Source organism: Paenibacillus sp. YIM B09110, from assembly GCF_037167145.1.
Classification (GTDB): domain Bacteria; phylum Bacillota; class Bacilli; order Paenibacillales; family Paenibacillaceae; genus Pristimantibacillus.
The window spans coordinates 120,238-138,057 of the sequence record NZ_JBANSP010000018.1 but is presented as its reverse complement, the minus strand read 5'-3'; the positions used below and the strand labels follow the sequence as shown (position 1 = coordinate 138,057).

The 17,820-nt window shown below is 50.4% G+C and carries 18 protein-coding genes; 2 read left to right on the top strand and 16 right to left on the bottom strand.

Going from position 1 to position 17,820, the window contains the following annotated elements; translation table 11 throughout:
- Positions 1-64: 64 nt before the first annotated feature.
- Positions 65-289, top strand: coding sequence for a cysteine-rich CWC family protein (locus V8F51_RS22995; protein ID WP_337102843.1), 225 nt, complete (start codon positions 65-67; stop codon positions 287-289).
- On the opposite strand, the gene V8F51_RS22990 is transcribed toward V8F51_RS22995, so the two are convergent.
- The 12 genes from V8F51_RS22990 to V8F51_RS22935 all read right to left on the bottom strand — a co-directional run bounded on the left by V8F51_RS22990 (position 259) and on the right by V8F51_RS22935 (position 12,527).
- Positions 259-2,712: an EAL domain-containing protein gene (locus V8F51_RS22990; protein WP_337102835.1), complete on the bottom strand. Its 2,454-nt coding sequence runs from the start codon at positions 2,710-2,712 to the stop codon at positions 259-261. The genes V8F51_RS22995 and V8F51_RS22990 overlap by 31 nt on opposite strands.
- 213 nt (positions 2,713-2,925) lie before the next feature.
- On the bottom strand, positions 2,926-3,708 hold the full coding sequence (locus V8F51_RS22985) for an SDR family NAD(P)-dependent oxidoreductase (RefSeq protein WP_337102834.1): 783 nt from the start codon (positions 3,706-3,708) through the stop codon (positions 2,926-2,928).
- Between the two features lie 142 nt (positions 3,709-3,850).
- A complete protein-coding gene (fur, locus tag V8F51_RS22980) occupies positions 3,851-4,336 on the bottom strand; it encodes a ferric iron uptake transcriptional regulator (protein WP_337102833.1) in 486 nt (161 codons plus the stop codon).
- A gap of 148 nt (positions 4,337-4,484) precedes the next feature.
- Positions 4,485-4,886: a DUF2203 domain-containing protein gene (locus tag V8F51_RS22975; RefSeq protein WP_337102842.1), complete on the bottom strand. Its 402-nt coding sequence runs from the start codon at positions 4,884-4,886 to the stop codon at positions 4,485-4,487.
- A gap of 22 nt (positions 4,887-4,908) precedes the next feature.
- Positions 4,909-5,700, bottom strand: a complete 792-nt coding sequence (locus V8F51_RS22970) for a lipid II flippase Amj family protein (protein ID WP_337102832.1) — start codon at positions 5,698-5,700, stop codon at positions 4,909-4,911.
- A gap of 199 nt (positions 5,701-5,899) precedes the next feature.
- On the bottom strand, positions 5,900-6,349 hold the full coding sequence (locus tag V8F51_RS22965) for a hypothetical protein (protein WP_337102831.1): 450 nt from the start codon (positions 6,347-6,349) through the stop codon (positions 5,900-5,902).
- Between the two features lie 143 nt (positions 6,350-6,492).
- On the bottom strand, positions 6,493-7,557 hold the full coding sequence (locus tag V8F51_RS22960; RefSeq protein WP_337102830.1) for a sulfate ABC transporter substrate-binding protein: 1,065 nt from the start codon (positions 7,555-7,557) through the stop codon (positions 6,493-6,495).
- Between the two features lie 55 nt (positions 7,558-7,612).
- Positions 7,613-8,677 carry a sulfate/molybdate ABC transporter ATP-binding protein gene (locus V8F51_RS22955; protein WP_337102829.1) on the bottom strand — a complete coding sequence of 355 codons (1,065 nt, stop codon included), beginning with the start codon at positions 8,675-8,677 and terminating at the stop codon, positions 7,613-7,615.
- 3 nt (positions 8,678-8,680) lie between these two features.
- A complete protein-coding gene (locus V8F51_RS22950; protein WP_337102828.1) occupies positions 8,681-9,484 on the bottom strand; it encodes a sulfate ABC transporter permease in 804 nt (267 codons plus the stop codon).
- Complete coding sequence (gene cysT, locus V8F51_RS22945; RefSeq protein ID WP_337102841.1) at positions 9,481-10,287, bottom strand: sulfate ABC transporter permease subunit CysT; 807 nt, start codon at positions 10,285-10,287, stop codon at positions 9,481-9,483. Before cysT ends, V8F51_RS22950 begins: the two co-directional genes overlap by 4 nt.
- 231 nt (positions 10,288-10,518) lie before the next feature.
- Complete coding sequence (locus V8F51_RS22940) at positions 10,519-11,151, bottom strand: YigZ family protein (protein WP_337102827.1); 633 nt, start codon at positions 11,149-11,151, stop codon at positions 10,519-10,521.
- Between the two features lie 26 nt (positions 11,152-11,177).
- Entirely contained in the window at positions 11,178-12,527 is a 1,350-nt protein-coding gene (locus tag V8F51_RS22935) for a glucose-6-phosphate isomerase (protein WP_337102826.1), read from the bottom strand.
- A gap of 186 nt (positions 12,528-12,713) precedes the next feature.
- Between V8F51_RS22935 and V8F51_RS22930 the strand changes: the two genes are divergently transcribed.
- On the top strand, positions 12,714-13,607 hold the full coding sequence (locus V8F51_RS22930) for an NAD(P)-dependent oxidoreductase (protein ID WP_337102825.1): 894 nt from the start codon (positions 12,714-12,716) through the stop codon (positions 13,605-13,607).
- A 65-nt stretch (positions 13,608-13,672) separates the two neighbouring features.
- Here V8F51_RS22930 and V8F51_RS22925 read toward each other — a convergent pair whose 3' ends face one another.
- The 4 genes from V8F51_RS22925 to purU all read right to left on the bottom strand — a co-directional run bounded on the left by V8F51_RS22925 (position 13,673) and on the right by purU (position 17,809).
- Entirely contained in the window at positions 13,673-14,197 is a 525-nt protein-coding gene (locus V8F51_RS22925) for a DUF420 domain-containing protein (RefSeq protein ID WP_337102824.1), read from the bottom strand.
- Positions 14,198-14,380: 183 nt separating this feature from the next.
- Positions 14,381-14,698, bottom strand: a complete 318-nt coding sequence (ppnP, locus tag V8F51_RS22920) for a pyrimidine/purine nucleoside phosphorylase (RefSeq protein ID WP_337102823.1) — start codon at positions 14,696-14,698, stop codon at positions 14,381-14,383.
- A 51-nt stretch (positions 14,699-14,749) separates the two neighbouring features.
- On the bottom strand, positions 14,750-16,768 hold the full coding sequence (gene tkt / locus V8F51_RS22915; RefSeq protein ID WP_337102822.1) for a transketolase: 2,019 nt from the start codon (positions 16,766-16,768) through the stop codon (positions 14,750-14,752).
- 138 nt (positions 16,769-16,906) lie between these two features.
- The gene (gene purU, locus V8F51_RS22910) at positions 16,907-17,809 is read right to left on the bottom strand and encodes a formyltetrahydrofolate deformylase (protein ID WP_337102821.1); all 903 of its coding nucleotides are present in this window, start codon (positions 17,807-17,809) and stop codon (positions 16,907-16,909) included.
- Positions 17,810-17,820: the final 11 nt, after the last annotated feature.

Below are 17,820 nucleotides of genomic sequence, written 5' to 3'. Positions count from 1 at the left end.
GTGGCTGACGGGTGTCATTCATCCCGTCAGCCACTTCAATTATAATAGCTATTCATTTCATAGAATGGAGGCCTTACCACGAATGAACTGTCCAATCTGCGGTCAACCCCATCATTGCGGCGTCGAATCAGTCCCCTCCAGCCAAAACGGCAGCGATTGCTGGTGCTTTCAAGCTTCCATCCCTGCTGAGCTGATTGCGCTTGTTCCTCCCGAACAGCGGGGGAAGTCATGCATCTGCCAGAGCTGCGTTAACGCTTATCACGAATCCAATAAGGAAAACTCGGCATAAGAGCGCTTCGGCTTGAAGAACGAATCTTCGACGTCATTAGCTGATAACGGCTTGCTGAAGTAGTAGCCTTGAATTTTTTGGCAATCCTTGTCCCTCAATATGTCTAGCTGATCCTTCGTCTCGATGCCTTCCGCGATAACTTCCATATTCATATTGTGAGCCATTGCGATAATCGTAGCAACGATTGCTTGATCGTTGCCGCTATGGGTAATGTCGCGGATGAAGGATCGATCAATCTTAAGCTTGTGGATCGGGAACATTTTCAGATAGCTTAAGGAGCTATAGCCTGTGCCGAAGTCATCCAGACTGATTCGAACGCCGTACTCATTCAGCCGCTTCAAGATATCCGCCGACAACTCCGCGTCCATCATCATGCTCTCCGTAATCTCCAGCTCCAAAAACTTGGGCTCTAAGCCGGCTTCGTCCAAAATCGATTTGATATACCCGGCCAAATCCGGCTGATGGAATTGCTGCGATGACAAATTGACTGCTACCGGAATGAGCGGTCCGCCTGCCATGTGCCACTCGCGCATCTGCCTGCACGCTTCGCGCAGCACCCAAGTGCCTATCTCGTATATGATGCCGGTCTCTTCCGCAATCGGAATGAACGTTCCCGGCGATAACAGCCCTCTGTCTTTATGATTCCAGCGGACAAGCGCTTCAACACCGATCATCTCGTTGTCGGAAGTTCTAATCTGCGGCTGATAGTGAAGCAGCAGCTCGCCATTCTCCACCGCCTTGCGCAGGTCGCCCTCCAGCTCAATCTTTTGCTGCAGCTTGTCATCCAGCTCTCGGGAGAAAAACATATAGCCGTTTTTCCCTTTTCTCTTCACTTCGTACATGGCCGTATCCGCGTTTTTAAGCAGCTCGGTAGCATCATGTCCATGCTGCGGGAACAAAGCTATGCCGATACTTGCCGACACATAGAAGTCGTTGTCCTTAAGCCTATAAGGAATTTGAATCGAGTTAATGATCTTCTCTGCAAGCTCAACGATATCCGACTCATCCGGGCAGTTGCGGCATAGAATCGTGAACTCGTCGCCACCCATGCGGGCCAGCATCACGTTCTGTCCTTCCAAGCTTGTCTGAATGCGGGTCGTCAATTCCTGCAAGAAGATATCGCCATACGTATGACCCAGCGAATCATTTATCATTTTGAATCGATCAATATCCAGCACCATAACCGCGAACGGCAGACGGCTTATATTTCTAGCTTCAATCCATTCGCCGATCGCTTGATTGAATTTCCTCCGGTTCGGCAAGCCCGTCAGCTCATCGTGGTACGCAAGATGATGAATCCGCTGCTCCGCCTGCTTCTCGTCCGTAATATCTTTGAAAATAATATAGCTGCCCGCCACGTTGCCCTCGATAATAACCGGAACATTCGTTACCGACAGTATAATGACCTGACCGTTTCGAATAAGCGTCGTTTCATGTGTCGTGCGCATACCCTTGAACGCACTAACGAACATATCCGTCGTCTTTGCGCGATCCGGCTCAGCGATAACTTTGACAAGCTCTGAAATCGGTTTTCCCAGCACCTGAATATCGGTGAGCCCCGTAATATGGAGCGCCGCTTCATTATAACTAATGACCCGGCGGTTCAGGTCAACCGACACAATCCCGTCGAGATTATTATCGTAGAGCGACTTATACCATTTCTCGCTTTCCTCCAGAGCCGTATCCTTAATGTTCAATCGCTTGGACATAACGATCCCGAATAGCGACAACCCCAGCGTGAACAGCGTCCCGCCTACGATTAGATAGGCAAGCAGCTTCTGATCAAGGATGAGCCCAATCGAGAACGGAGTTCTGTTACTCGGATGAAAGTTTGTAGCGAACATACCTGTATAATGCATGCCCACAATTGCCGCGCCCATTATGATACCGCTTCCCAGCTTCTTCCACCCTGCATTGCTTTCCTCGCCCCCGCGAAAATAAAACGATAGCCAAAGTGCCGCAATCGACGCCACAATCGCTATGACGATCGATAATGTAAACATGAGCGGATCGTATGATAAGTCGACTAATATGGCCGACATTCCGACATAATGCATTGTCGATATGCCTGTTGCAAGCAATAAACCGCCCGTTAGCAGTTGGCGTATCGTTAACTGATTGCGGCCTACCACGTAGAGCGCAATGAATGCCGCCGCAACCGCCGCTATGACGGAGACGAACACAATAACAATGTCATATCTAATTGTGATTGGCAGCGAATAAGCGAGCATGCCGACAAAGTGCATCGACCATATGCCGCTGCCCATAATGGCAGCGCCGAATGAAAGCCATCCGAGTCTGCTGCTGCCTTTGGCATTGCTGACTCTGCCTGCCAGATCAAGTGCTGTATAAGAAGCGGCAACCGCTATTATGTAAGAGAATATAACAAGTAAACTGTCGTAAGATCCATGAATATGTTCCATCGTTTGCCCTCATTTCGGTTAAGTCGAAAACTATCAATCTGCTGTCGAAATCTAGCGAATGATCAGGACTTAAGACCTCTATACAGTATACATGATTAGAAACATTCCAGTATAGGTATTCTTTTCATCTTTGGACAAATCTGTCCTTTTCACAAACGAAATGCGCCGAGCTTCTACATCCCCGCCCGGCGCACTCCTGCAATTGATTCTAAGTCACAATACGGGTGCGATTCCGCCATCAATATTAACCGACGTTCCAGTTACGAAGGATGCGGCATCTGATACGAGGAAGGCGATCACGTTCGCAGCCTCGCGCGCTTCGCCAATACGGCCAAGTGGAATGCGATGCTTCGGATCAGCAGCGAATTGCTCCCACGACTGCTCAGGTGCCGTGCTTCGCCACATCCGCTCGATCTGCTCACTGCGAATAAGTCCGATACATACCGCATTGACGCGAATGTTATCCGAGGCAAGGTCTTTGCTCATCGCTTTGGTCAGGGCCAGCCCCGCCGCGCGGCTTACTGACGTCGGCAGCGACGAGGCTCCGGGCGTCTTGCCTCCGACCGCCGTTACGTTCACGATAGCTCCGCGTCCAGAAGCGCGCAAGTAAGGCAGCGCTTCGCGAGCAAAGTGAATCGCTCCGAACAGCTTCAGATCGAGATCGGAAGACCATGCTTCCGTGCCGACATCGGCGAACGGACGAGCTGCCGACGTGCCCGCATTATTGACGAGAATATCCACTCTCCCGAATGTGTCGACCGTTCTTGTTACCGCATGCGCCGCTGCTTCCGGCTGCGAGACGTCAGCGCTGATCGTAAGCACCTTCTTGCCCGTCTTGGCAAAGATTTCTTCTGCTGCGGCCTCTAAGCCGATAAGGTCTCTTGCAACAATGGCAACCTCAGCTCCCTCCGAAGCAAGCAGCAATGCAGTTGCAAATCCAATTCCTTTGCTGCCGCCGGTTACGATAGCGGACTTCCCTTTAAATCCAAGTTCCATAGCTTTTCCTCCTTAACTTTCCTTCTTCTAGTGTAACAACCAGGTATGACAATGTAACGCCGCATGACGAAACGAATAAAAGGCTGAGACTCTGCAAAGAGTACTCAGCCTTTCCAGCCCCTAATATGTGCTTGAATGCTGTTTACGAAACGGCTTTGCCTGTTTTCTTGCAAGTGCCGTTGCTGTTTTTGCATTTCTTGTAGGTGCCCGTAAAATCCAAACGGTGGTCGGACACTTTGAAGCCGAATTCACGTTCGATTCGCTCCTCGATTTCCGTCAGCCAGTCTTCCTTGATTTCCTGCAGCGAGCCGCATACTTCACAGATCAAATGATGATGCATATGCTCGCTGTCCGCATCGCGCAAGTCGTAGCGGGCTACGCCGTCGCCGAAGTTCATTTTTTCAACAATATGAAGCTCTGCAAGCAGCTCTAGCGTCCGATATACGGTAGCAAGGCCAATGTCCGGATAGGTTGCCTTCACGAGCATGAATACGCCCTCTGCGCTCAGATGCTCTTCTTCATTCTCCAGCAATACCCGCAATATAATCTCGCGTTGAGTCGTTAACTTATATCCTTTCGCCATCAAATGACGATTGATTTTATCGATTTCTGCTGTGACGTTCAACATAAACAGGATACCTCCTCTTATTACATCTAGCAAAGCAGATACAGATACCGTCTTATCCTGTCCTGACCCCTAGCTTAGTTTTTAGAATTATTACAATCTAATCGTAATACAAATGACCGAAATTCGCAACATTATTGCGATATTGCCCTCAAGGATATGGCTTTCGACCCATGAAGCCTTCATTCCAGCCATGGTAATGCGATATATGCTCTTCTCCTTGCTTCCAGCACAGCAGAACTTCCTTTCCTTCCAGTATGGCTGGAAAATCCAATAAGCCTGGGGATATCGATTTTATTAATACCCCCTTGCGAGTGAAATTGCTTATCTGAAGCTCGGCTTCCATTCTCATGAAATCAAGCTGACTTTCCTGTTCAAAATAAGGGTCGATCATCGTTCCGCGCTTTCCTGGAGACAGGTTGTGCTTCGCTTTGATCGTCTGCAAATCCAAGTAACGGTCGTCAATATCGTCAATGAGCACCTGCAGCTTATAAAGCTCTTGCTTTAATTCGGGCAGCAGCACATTCGCTTCATCGATCGTAAATAATTTCATTTCCACTTGCGTACTCTCCTTCTTAGATAAGCTTTACGAATGCGATAATCAAATACGCAGCAGGTATAATGAGCAGTTGCGCGAGCAACGTGCCGAAGAAGCGGGATACCATAAGCAGCGTATATATTTTGCCTAATTGATTTCTTGCGTTCTCATCCTTCGTTGCCTTGTCCATAATGAGCCCTAATTGCGGGTCGATAAATATAGTTAGCAGCACCGTCGCTATCCCGTTAATAATGCCCGACGTTTGCGAAGCAGTCGTGCTGATTGCAGGGGCGAGATGGGCTGCGTACAACGCAGATATAACACCAACTGTATAGAAGGCCGTGACGGCAATGTTGAGAAAAATAAATCGCTTCGGAATGCCCAAATAGCGGAAAGAGCGCAGCCGGATGCGCGGTCTTCTGATGAAACGCTTCGCATTTTTCAACTGTCCGATCGTAACGCTGGACAGCAGCTTCGGTATCGAGCCGGTCAGCTCCAGCCGGGCAATAATTCTTCCGCATAGCGGAACGAACGTCGGAAACAACGCTATCGCAATTAACGTTCCAATGGAGGCCGCGAACAATACAATCCTGAAGTAACCAAGTATATCAAAGGATGCATCCGTCCTCGCATGATCGACGAAATGTCCGGTATTGATAGATTGCAGCATATTAGCCGTTCTCGATATGAGTACGATTATGCCCGTCAGTGATAACGCTACCGCGATCTTATTCATTTTAACACCCGCATAGCGAACCGAATATGACAAAGTTTCGGCAGCATGAATGATAACCGTTAAAATAACGACAAAAATGAGACTGTTAACCATCAACTCAACTCCGTTATCACGAACTGCGACGCTTAATTGAATAATAGCAATGTATTATTATTCGCCTAGATGGATTAAATCCCCTTTCCGTTCACTATAAAAAATAGGCGACCAGCAGAAAAAAGGAGAGTTTCAAGAGCTGATCAGCTCTTGAAACTCTCCTTTAGCCGGCTCTTTAAGTTTCGCTCTGCTCCGCCAATTATTTGATCTCGATCGCAAACGCAGCCGAAGTGTCTCCCTTCGTCAGTTTGCCGTTCCCCCAGCTGGCGAACACGTTGTAGTAGTAGACGCCTGTCTCCGTCGGAGCTGTCATCTTGCCTTTCGAGAAAGGCACCTCAGTCGGCCTGCCGTCCTTGAATTGGGTTAAGCTCACCGTTGATGGCTTCGCGCTGATCTTGAAAGCAATCGAAATGGCCGCCCCGCTGTTCACCACTGTTGCCGGTTCGTCCTTCAGCATCGTTTCCGCGTCCGCATAATCGGCGCAAACATTGCCCCAGCAGTAACTGCTTTGATAAGCTTTTATATCCGTTTTGCCTTCTTTGATAGTTGCAAGGGGCGGCTCGCTTCCACCTGAACAGCCGGCAAGCACGAAAACGAGCATAACCCATGCAATTGCCGTTAGCACCATTCGATAAGATCTCTTCGGCATACTTCCGTATCACCTCTTTGCTCTAGTAGACGGTCTTTTGAATCGGAAGGTTGCAGCAAGGAACTGCAAAGAAAAGAAACCTCAGCTCGGAGCGCCGTCATTCTGGACGAAGCACTCTGAAAGGAGGTTCCCTGTGCATTTCACTATAAATCTGCCAACACCTGATACCAGACGCCCTTCTTCGAATACAGCGTCTTTTTCACTTCTGCCCAGCCGCCGAGATACGAAACGTCGAACAGTCCTTCTGGAACGATGAATCGGTTAGCCGTGTCAGCAACGACCGCCTCGTTCACCGGACGGAAGCCGTAATCCGCAAAAACCCGCTGAGCATCTTCGCTGTGCAAGTAAGCAATGAACGCTTCAGCAAGCTCGCGCGTACCGTGCTTATCGGCGTTCTTATCGACGACCGCAGCCGGGTTCTCGATTAGTATCGTGCTGGACGGAATGACGATATCGTAATTGACGCCTTGCTTAATCCGCGATAACAGCTCATTCTCATATGTCACGATGACATCGCCGACTCCATATTCGAAGGCAGCCATGGACGCCCGGCCGCTCTTATCAAGCGACTCCACATTCTCATGCACCGACTTCAAGAAGCTCTTCGCATACTCAGGATCCTTCGAGCCTGTTTCCTGCTCCGACTTCTTCAGACCGGCTCCGTAGATCGCGTTAATATCCCATTGAGCGCCGCCTGATGTCTTCGGATTAGGATACAGCACCTTAACGTCGCTCTTAATGATGTCGTCCCAATCCTGAATGCCTAACGGATTGCCTTCGCGCGTCCCCATAACGACGATCGAATTCGTAATCATGCCGCCGCTGCTTTGCTTCTTCCAATCCTCCGTAATAAACCCGGCATCAGCGATCTTGTCGAGGTCGCCCTCCATAGCCATAATCGCAACATCCGCCTCGAAGCCGCCTGCAATCGCACGCGCCTGAGTACCTGATGCTTCATACGATTCCTGGAAGGATACCTTTTGGCCGGTCTTCTCCAGCCAGTACGCTTGAAACGCCGGGAGAATATCTCCGAAGGCGTCCTTAACAACCGAATATGCACCGATTACAAGCGTTACATCGCCGTCTTGTACGGAAGATTCAGCGCTGGGATCGTTTTGCCCGTTGCTGCTGCAGCCTGCTGTAATGAGCAGCACCGCAGTCAATAGCAAAGCGATCAGTCGCTGGCTTGTTGTCAGGTATAATTTCATGTTCGCATACAACTCTTTCTGCTAAGATGAAAGGCTAGTTCGTCTAGACCCCGTGTTAAATATGAATCGGCATCGGATCGACTTTCAGCTTGTTCTCTTCAATCCAGCTTTGATTGTCGTTGAACAAATAAGCACGATGGACGAGGATGCTAACTTCATCGCCAGGATGCAGAACTTCCTTCTCCAACGAGCGGTACGTAATCAGCTTCGTATCGCCTACCTCCAGCTCGACCATCCATTCACTGCCGCGGAAGTGAATGTGCTTCACCTTGCCGTCCATTGCAGCGGAAGCGAGTCTAATCTCGCCCGGCTTGCCGATCTCGATATACTCAGGTCGGATAAGCGCCTTCGTGCCGGCGACCTTGCTCGCATCCTCGAAGCCTTTGAGCTTCGCAACATTTTCAACGATGGTCGACTCGCCGATGAAGCTGGCAACAAAAGGTGTCTGCGGATTTTTGTAAATTTCCCAAGGCGTCCCCTTCTGCTCAAGCTTGCCCTTGCTAATAATCATAATTTCATCCGCAACTTCAATCGCTTCTTCTTGGTCATGCGTTACGAAGATCGAAGTAATGCCGACACGCTCGATCATTTCCTTCAGCCATGTACGAAGCTCCGTACGGATCTTGGCATCGATTGCGGCGAATGGCTCATCGAGCAGCAGCAACTGAGGCTCAGGCGCCAGCGCGCGAGCGAACGCAACACGCTGCCGTTGACCGCCGGATAGCTGATGCGCATAACGATGCTCGAAACCTTTGAGACCGGTCAGCTCGACCAGCGTCATTACGCGCTCGCGAATTTGCTCCTTCGACTGCTTCTTTACTTTGAGGCCAAACGCGATATTATCATATACGGTCATATGTTTGAACAATGCATAGTTCTGGAATACGAAGCCAATGCCGCGCTCCTGTGGAGGCAGATCATTGACACGCTTGCCATGGAACAGGATGTCGCCGGAGGAAGGCGTCTCAAGTCCCGCCAGCATGCGCAGAATCGACGTTTTGCCGCCGCCGCTCGGTCCTAGCAAACCGATGAGATGTCCTTTTTCAATCTCGAAGCTAACATTTTGCACGGCGTGAAAATCGCCAAAGCTCTTATCAAGATTACGCACTTCAATATGCATGGATCAGTGCACTTCCTTTCGTTTTTTCGCCCATTCCATCAATAGCAGCAGTCCTACAGAGAAGGCCGCAAGCACAAGCGCGATGCCATTGGCGGCAACAACGTTGAAATTTTCAACATCCTGATAGACGAGCGTAGTAGCGGTTTGCGTTTTGTTCATAATGTTGCCCGAGACGACCAATACTGCGCCGAATTCGCCAAGCGACCGCGCTACAGTAAGCACGACGCCATAGATAACGCCCCAGCGAATAGCGGGCCATGTTACCTTCCAAAATGTATACCATGAGTATGCCCCAAGCGTCGAGGCCGCCTCTTCCTGCTGTGAGCCGATTTCCTGCAGCACCGGCATGACCTCGCGCACCATTAACGGAAACGTAACGAATAGCGTAGCAAGCACCATACCCGGCAGCGCATATACAATCTTGACTCCTGCGTCCTCGAACAAGGTACCTAGGACAGTGTTAGGGCCAAGAATTAGAACGATCATTAAGCCTCCGATAACCGGCGATACCGCGAACGGTAAATCAACGATACTGTTAAGCAGACGCTTCATTCGTTTGCCGATCCATTCGGCACGTACGAGGTACAACGCCAGCATAATGCCGAATACCGTGTTAAGCGCCGTAACGATAACTACAATAATCCCCGTCATCATTAAGGCATGCAGCGATTGCTTCCGGCTAATGCCTTCGATGAAGCCGCTCCACCCATCTGCCCACGATCCAGTAAAAATTTTCACCAGCGGAGCGATTAGCAGCAGTGCAAATACAATATAAGTTAGCGTAATCCATAGCCTTCTTACCCTCATTGTCCCGACCTCCTTGCTTGAATGAGGTTAACGGTCCAAAGAATAAGGAAGGACAGCGTCAGCAGCATGACGGATATGGCCGCCGCGCCTTGCGGATTATCGCTCTCGATTTCTCCAAAAATATATACCGATGCAATAAGCGTCTTCCCAGGAATATTGCCAGCTACGAGTACGACTGCGCCGAATTCGGCCAGTGCGCGGGAGAAAGCCAGCATGGCTCCGCTTAATATACCCGGCAGCATCGAAGGAAAGATAACGCTGAAGAACGTCTTGGCACGAGATGCGCCCAGCATATAAGCCGCTTCCTCTTCCGACTTATCCAGCTCTTCAAGCAGCGGCTGGATCGCCCGGATTACGAACGGGAATGTCACGAACAGCATCGCAACAACGATCGCCGGTTCATGAAAAACAATCTCGATGCCTAGCTTGCCAGCCAAACCTCCAACGAGACTTCCCGGACCAAGCAGCAGCAAAATCATCAGCCCGCCTACTGCCGTAGGCAATGCAAACGGCAAATCGACCAAGCTGTTAAGCAGTCTGCGCCCCGGAAAGCGGTAGCGGATCAGCACCCAGCCGATCATCGTTCCTAGAAACACATTCATAATAGTCGCAATTACCGAAAGCTTGATCGTTAGAAATACGGCTTTCAAAGCTAACGGGTCGGAAACGCTTTCCCAAAAAGGAAGCCAGCCCAGTGAGAACGACTGCGTATAAATTCCGACAATAGGCAACACGATAAGGATAACAAAATAAAGCATAATGGCGCTCCGAAAACCAAAGCTCCATCCTTTTCCGCGAAACATGGCATTCACTGTGACTTAACCTCCAGACCATCGGTTCGTACCGTAGGTGTAGCAAAGCAAAAAAACATAATTCCTATTAAGTTACTAGGTATTATTAATGTAGCATCCTATTAAGGTCGCAGTCAATGGTTTATTAACAATTTCTGATGAAATTCATTCCGAAAACTTATAGCAAAAGATGTAATAAAAGGAGCAGAGGCGACAAGCTGCCGCCAATGCTCCTTCCCTATGTTATTCGCCTTCAATGAAGTACCGGCTCTCACCCTCGCTGATCACGGCCTGACCTTGCGTCAGATCGGTCATCCACGCAATGAACGCTTCAGCTTCATGCTCCTCCGGCAGGCAGCGGACGATAACGCGATCGGTGAAGTCTGTTCCGCCGACTCGCGTCCCTCGGCCGTGAAGCTCGTTCTCGAGCTTGCCGTACCACGTATAATCGACATCCACGAACACTTCTCTATGCAGCACGTATACGATTTCCTCAGCGGCCTCGATTCCTGCCACAGCACCATCCGTATAGGCTCGGACAAGTCCGCCTGCACCGAGCATGATGCCTCCGAAGTAGCGCGTCACGACAACGGCTACATTTTTCAATCCTTTGTTCTTAATGACTTCAAGGATTGGCTTGCCCGCCGTTCCGCTAGGCTCGCCATCGTCGGATGCCTTCTGATGTTGATCGCGCTCGCCGACCATATAAGCTGAGCAATTATGAGTCGCTTGCCGATGCAGCCGCTTGATCTCATCAATAAAGGCGATCGCTTCCTCCTCCGTCTCCACCGGCTTCGCATAACCGATGAATCGGGACTTCTTGATGACGACCTCCGCGCTTGATTCGCTTCTGACCGTCCGATAGTTGTTCAGCATGGGCTGGAACTATTGGCAGCAGCCGATTACAGGCGTGCTTCCAGCTCCGCTTTTTCTTTCTCGAAGCCCGGTTTGCCAAGCAATGCGAACATGTTCTTCTTATACGCTTCTACGCCAGGTTGATCGAACGGATTAACGCCGAGCAAGTAGCCGCTGATGCCGCAAGCTTTCTCGAAGAAATAAACGAGGTAGCCGAACGAGTATGGAGTCATATCGGCAATATTCACAATCAGGTTAGGCACTTGGCCGTCCGTATGAGCAAGAAGCGTTCCTTCGAATGCTTTCTTGTTAACGAAGTCCATCGTCTTGCCCGTCAAGAAGTTAAGTCCGTCAAGATCCTCGGAATCATGCTCGATCGTAATTTGCTCGGCTACTTCATTCACCTGGATCACCGTCTCGAAAATATTGCGGTTGCCCTCTTGAATGAACTGACCCATCGAGTGCAAATCCGTGGAGAAGTCAACGGCGGCTGGGAAGATACCTTTGTAGTCTTTGCCTTCGCTCTCGCCGAACAGCTGCTTCCACCACTCCGATACGAAGTGAAGCGCCGGCTCGTAGTTAACGAGAATTTCTGTCGCTTTGCCTTTGCGATAGAGCGCGTTCCGTGCTGCGGCATATTGGTAAGCCTCGTTCTCTGCGAGGTTCGGATTGGCATATTCTTTGGATGCGTCGGCAGCGCCTTGCATCATGGCGTCGATGTCGATGCCGGCTGCAGCGATCGGCAGCAAGCCAACAGCTGTCAGAACGGAGTAACGGCCGCCTACGTCGTCAGGAATGACGAACGATTCATAGCCCTCTTCATTGGACAGCTTCTTCAGAGCGCCCTTGGATGTGTCTGTCGTCGCGTAAATACGTTTGCGGGCTGCTTCCTTGCCGTACTTCTTCTCAAGCGCAGCGCGGAATACGCGGAATGCGATAGCCGGCTCAGTCGTCGTTCCGGACTTGGAGATGACGTTGATCGACCAGTCGCGGCCTTCAACAAGCTGCAGCAGGTGCGTCACATAGTTGGAGCTAATGTTGTTGCCTGCGAACAGAATTTGAGGCGTCTTACGCTCTTCCTTCGGCAAAATATTATAGAACGAATGCGACAACATCTCGATCGCCGCGCGCGCGCCAAGGTAAGAACCGCCGATGCCGATAACGATCAGCACTTCGGAGTCGGATTTGATCTTGTCTGCCGCTTGCTTAATGCGAGCGAACTCTTCTTTATTATAATTGGTCGGAAGATCGATCCAGCCCAAATAATCCGAGCCTGCTCCCGTGCCGTTATGTAATTGGTCATGTGCGAGGCGTACCGCGCCCGCCAGGTTATCAAGCTCGTTCTGACCGACGAAAGTCAGCGCTTTGCTGTAGTCAAACTTTACTGTTTTGCTCATGGAAATTGAGACCTCCTAGGTTTTGGTCAAGCATGTACACAAACCGTGTTTATGATAACATTAATTCAACTTAGCCTCTAGAATATCGGATTTACCATATAAAAACAAGCTCGCAAACCATGAAAACTTTTCGAAGTAGATGTATAATTGATCAGAAAAGTCCATTTTGGAGCGGAGGAAATCGTCATGAAAAAAATCGGATTTATCGGGCTAGGCGTAATGGGTATCGGTATGGCAGCTAATTTGTTGCGCAAAGGCCATCAAGTGAGCGTATATAACCGTACGCCAGGCAAAGCAGGAGAACTTACCCTGCTTGGCGCGACCGAGCTTAGCTCTCCTTACGAAGTAACGGCTGCATCGGACATCGTTATTACGATGATCAGTAACGACGATGCGATTAGACAAGTATACTGGGGCGAGAACGGTGTATTCGCAGCCGTCCGCAGCGGTATGACGCTGATTGACAGCAGCACCATTTCGCCAACGCTGGCATTGGAGCTTGCGGCAACTGCCGAAGGACTTGGAGCCGGCTTCCTGGATGCTCCGGTAACGGGCAGCAAGCCGGCAGCCGAAGGCGGAACGCTCGTATTTATGGTCGGCGGAGCGGACGAGACTTTATCGGGTGTAGAAGACATCCTGCTGGCTATGGGACGCAAAGTCATTCCGATGGGGGCAAGCGGAAGCGGCGCAACCGCTAAGCTGGCTCATAATACAATCGTCGGCATCAATGCCGTCGCGCTCGTCGAAGGTATGGCTATTGCTTCCAAAGGCGGCATTGACGGCGCAGCGTTCATCGAGCTCGTGCAGTCGGGCGGCGCGGCGAGCCGTACAGCGGAGTTGAAAGGTCCAAAAATTCTTGAGGACAATTACGACGTACAATTTTCGCTGGAGCTTATGCTGAAGGATCTGCGGTTGTCGTCGGTATTGTCGGACAGCCTTAAAGTGCCAACGCCGATGCTGGAAGCAGCGAAGAGCTTATTCCAAGTGGGCGACTCCATGGGTCTCGGCGCACTCGACATGGCTAGCGTAGGCAAAGCCTACGAGCAATGGATCGGACGCAAGCTGAACGGCCGCGACTAATTGAATATGCAGAAGGGGCTGCCCTTGGTCGTTTTATCGACCAAAGGCAACCCCTTTTTGGTGTGTTAAGCGTAATATGGCGAGATCATCAGGTATACGACAACCCCGGTGAAGCTTACATACAGCCAGATCGGCATCGTCCATCTTGCGATTTTGCGATGTTTCTCTACCTGCATCGACAGCCCTCTTACGACTGACATGAGAGCAAGCGGTACGACTACGATTGCGAGCACGATATGCGTCAGCAGGACGAAGAAGTAGATCGAGCGAAGAATGCCTTCGCCGCCGTATTTGGTCGATTCCGTCAAGTAGTGGTACGTCACGTAAGAGACCAGGAACAGCGTCGTCGAGCCGAACGCGGCGAAGATAAACGCTTTGTGCATCCGAACGTTTTTCTTTAGAATAGCTGTCAAGGCAACGACAAGCGCTATGAAGGTAAAGCAATTGAAGATCGCATTCAGCAGCGGCAATATCGTCACGTCGAAATGCACTTCGCCGTCGTAAGCCGGCAAGAAGAACAGCACGGCGATGATGGCGACAAGCACAACCGATAAGATCGCGATAAGCGGTGTATAGTTTTTTTGTTTCATGAAAGGTAAGCCTCCTAGCCTGTATCTTGTTTCCATTAACTTTATCCCATTCGAAGGGCGGAAACAATTCGATTGCAGCGTTCTTTGTAACGAAAAATCGAATTTTGCGGCTTCACCGTCCATCAAACGAAGAAGAGGGCCGCACGCCTAAGCGTGCAGCCCTCTTTCTTGCATGACTTCGGCTTACTCGTAGATGTACGAGCAGCAGTAGTCGGATACCGTAGCGACTTGAAGCTTGAACTTCGTGTTCGCAGGTACAGTGAATTCACCTTCGCCTTGAATGTGAAGCCATTCCGTTTCGCCCGGAAGCAGCACTTTCAGATCGCCGGCAAGGATTTCCATAATCTCAACGCAATCCGTTCCGAACTCGTAATCGCCTGGCAGCATGATGCCAAGCGTTTTTTTCGTTCCGTCAGGGAATACGACTACGCGGCTTGTTACTTTGCCGTCAAAATAAACGTTCGCTTTTTTGACGACTGTTACATTTTCGAATTGGGACATCGTATTTGTAAGCTCCTTTATCTATCGATTGCTAATGCGCAGAAATCGCTATTACAGCAAAGCTTTTACTTTGCTAACGACATTCTCAACTGTGAAGCCGTACTCTTTAATTACGCGGTCGCCAGGAGCCGATGCTCCGAAACGATCGATCGCAAGGATGTCGCCTTGATCGCCAGTGTAACGCTCCCAACCGAACGGATGAGCCATTTCGATGGCAAGACGAGCTTTAACGTCAGGAAGCAATACCGAGTTTTTGTACTCTTTGGATTGCTTCTCGAACAGATTCCAGCTCGGCATGCTGATAACGCGAACTTGAATGCCTTCTTCTGCTAGCGCCTTCTGAGCAGCTACTGCCAATTGAACCTCGGAACCTGTCGCAAGGATTTGAGCTTGCGGCTTGCCGTTAGCAGCGTCGGATACGACATAGGCGCCGCGGCTTAGGTTCTCGCGAACGTTGTTAACCGTTCCTTCAAGGATAGGCAAGTTTTGACGAGTTAGAACGAGTGCCACAGGGCCATCCGTGTTTTCCGTTGCATAAGCCCAAGCTGCGGAAGTTTCGTTCGCATCAGCCGGACGGATAACTGTCAGGTCAGGAATGATACGGATCGAAGCGAGCTGCTCGATTGGCTCATGGGTAGGGCCGTCTTCGCCGACAGCGATACTGTCATGCGTAAGCACGTATACGACAGGAAGCTTCATGATAGCAGCAAGGCGGATAGCCGGACGCAGGTAGTCGGTGAATACGAAGAACGTACCGCCGAACACTTTCAGACCGCTATGAAGCGCAATACCGTTCATTGCTGCAGCCATACCGAATTCACGAACGCCGAAGTATATGTTGCGGCCGTCGTAGCTGCCTGGCTTGAATTGTGTCAAGCCTTTCAAGTGAGTCATTGTCGAGCTCTCAAGGTCAGCCGAACCGCCAACCAAGTTAGGCACGTTAGCTGCAAGACCGTTCAGCGCGTTGCCGGAAGCGACGCGAGTCGATACTGGCTTGTCTTCTGTCGTGTAGACAGGAAGCGCAGCGTCCCAGCCCTCAGGCAGTTCGCCTGCGATTGCTGTCTCGAATTGAGCAGCAAGCTCAGGGAAAGCTTGTTTGTATGCAGCGAAAGCAGCGTCCCAAGCAGCGTTGGCTTTCTCGCCGTTAGCTTTCACTTCTGCGAAGTGTGCGCGCACTTCGTCAGGCACGTGGAATTGGTGCTCTTCGTTCCAGCCGTAAGCTTGCTTAGTCAGCTTCGTCTCGTCAGCGCCAAGCGGAGAACCGTGAGGACCTGCATGGCCGCCTTTGCCGCCTTTGTTCGGGCTGCCGTAGCCGATAACTGTTTTAACTTCGATCAAAGTCGGTTGGGACAGATCGGCTTGCGCTTCTGCAACCGCTTTGGACAGTGCGCCAAGATCATTGCCGTTTTCAACGCGAAGAACTTGCCAGCCGTAACCTTCGAAGCGCTTCTGAACGCTCTCCGAATAGGACAGGTTCAATTCGCCGTCAAGGGAAATATCATTCGAATCATAGAGAACAACCAATTTGCCAAGACCAAGGTGGCCAGCGAACGATGCTGCTTCATGGGAGATGCCTTCCATCAAGTCGCCGTCGCCGCAAATGGAGTATGTGAAGTGGTTAATTACGTTATGGCCTTCTTTATTGTAAGTAGCTGCAAGCTGAGCTTCAGCCATTGCCATACCAACAGCCATTGCGATACCTTGTCCAAGCGGACCTGTCGTAGCGTCTACGCCAGCTGTGTGGCCGTACTCTGGGTGACCTGGAGTAAGCGAGCCCCATTGACGGAAGTTTTGCAGTTCCTCAAGCGGAAGATCGTAGCCGGATAGGTGCAGCAGGCTGTATAGCAGCATCGAGCCGTGTCCAGCCGACAGTACGAAACGATCGCGGTTAACCCAAGTCGGGTTGGACGGGTTGTGGTTCATATTTTTGGCAAACAATTGATACCCCATTGGCGCAGCGCCCATCGGCATGCCTGGGTGACCGGATTTCGCTTTCTCAATCGAGTCGATCGCAAGCGTACGGATCGTATCAATCGACAATTGGTCAATCGATTTTTGTGTAACAGTCATTCCTGTTTCCTCCTAATAGTTGAATCTAATTTGTTATCGTTTCACAACTTACGATGAACGATACGTTCTTAAGCCTATTAAACAACTTTGAACATTGTATCACTCTGAATGGCTGTTTTCCATCCTAAAATGATCGGACTAATTGAATACAACCGTTTTGTTGTGATGTACAATGACCCGGTCTTCGATATGCCACTTCACGGCGCGGGCAAGTACGACACGCTCAATCGTGCGTCCGATACGCTTAAGCTCATTCACGTTATCGCGATGACTTACGCGCTCGACATCCTGCTCGATGATCGGTCCGCCGTCCAGCTCTTCCGTTACATAATGAGCAGTTGCGCCGATCAGCTTAACGCCGCGCGTATAAGCCTGTGCGTACGGCTTGCCGCCGACGAATGCAGGCAGGAACGAGTGGTGAATATTAATAATACGGTTCGGGAATTGCTCGATGAACTTCGGCGAAATAATTTGCATATAGCGGGCAAGCACGATGATGTCGGCCTTATCGGCAACGACTTCCAGCTGCTTCTTCTCCGCTTCCGCCTTTGTATCTGCCGTTACCGGAATATGATGGTACGGAATACCGAAAGATTGGACCAATTCTTGCATGTCCAAGTGATTGCTGATAACCATCGATATCTCGGCATCCAGATCTCCTGCCTTCCACTGCCATAGCAGCTCCAATAGACAATGATCCTCCTTCGACACGAAGATAGCTAGGCGTTTCTTACGGCTTGCGCGGAACGTATGCCATTTCATATCGAAACGATCGGCTACTCTGGCGAAATCCTCGACCAGTATCGGCAGCTCGCGATCCAGATCATTCAGAACGAATTCGAAGCGGATAAAGAACATACCGCCCTCAGGATCCATCGTATACTGATCGGATTGAACAATGTTAGCTCCGTGTTCATACAGAAAATGCGAAACGGCAGCCACAATGCCCGGACGGTCCGGACAAGAGATCAGCATACGCGCGCGTCCGCTCTTATCGGCTGATGATGCCGCACTTTGAGATTGATTGGCTTGTGATGACATCTTGGGTTACT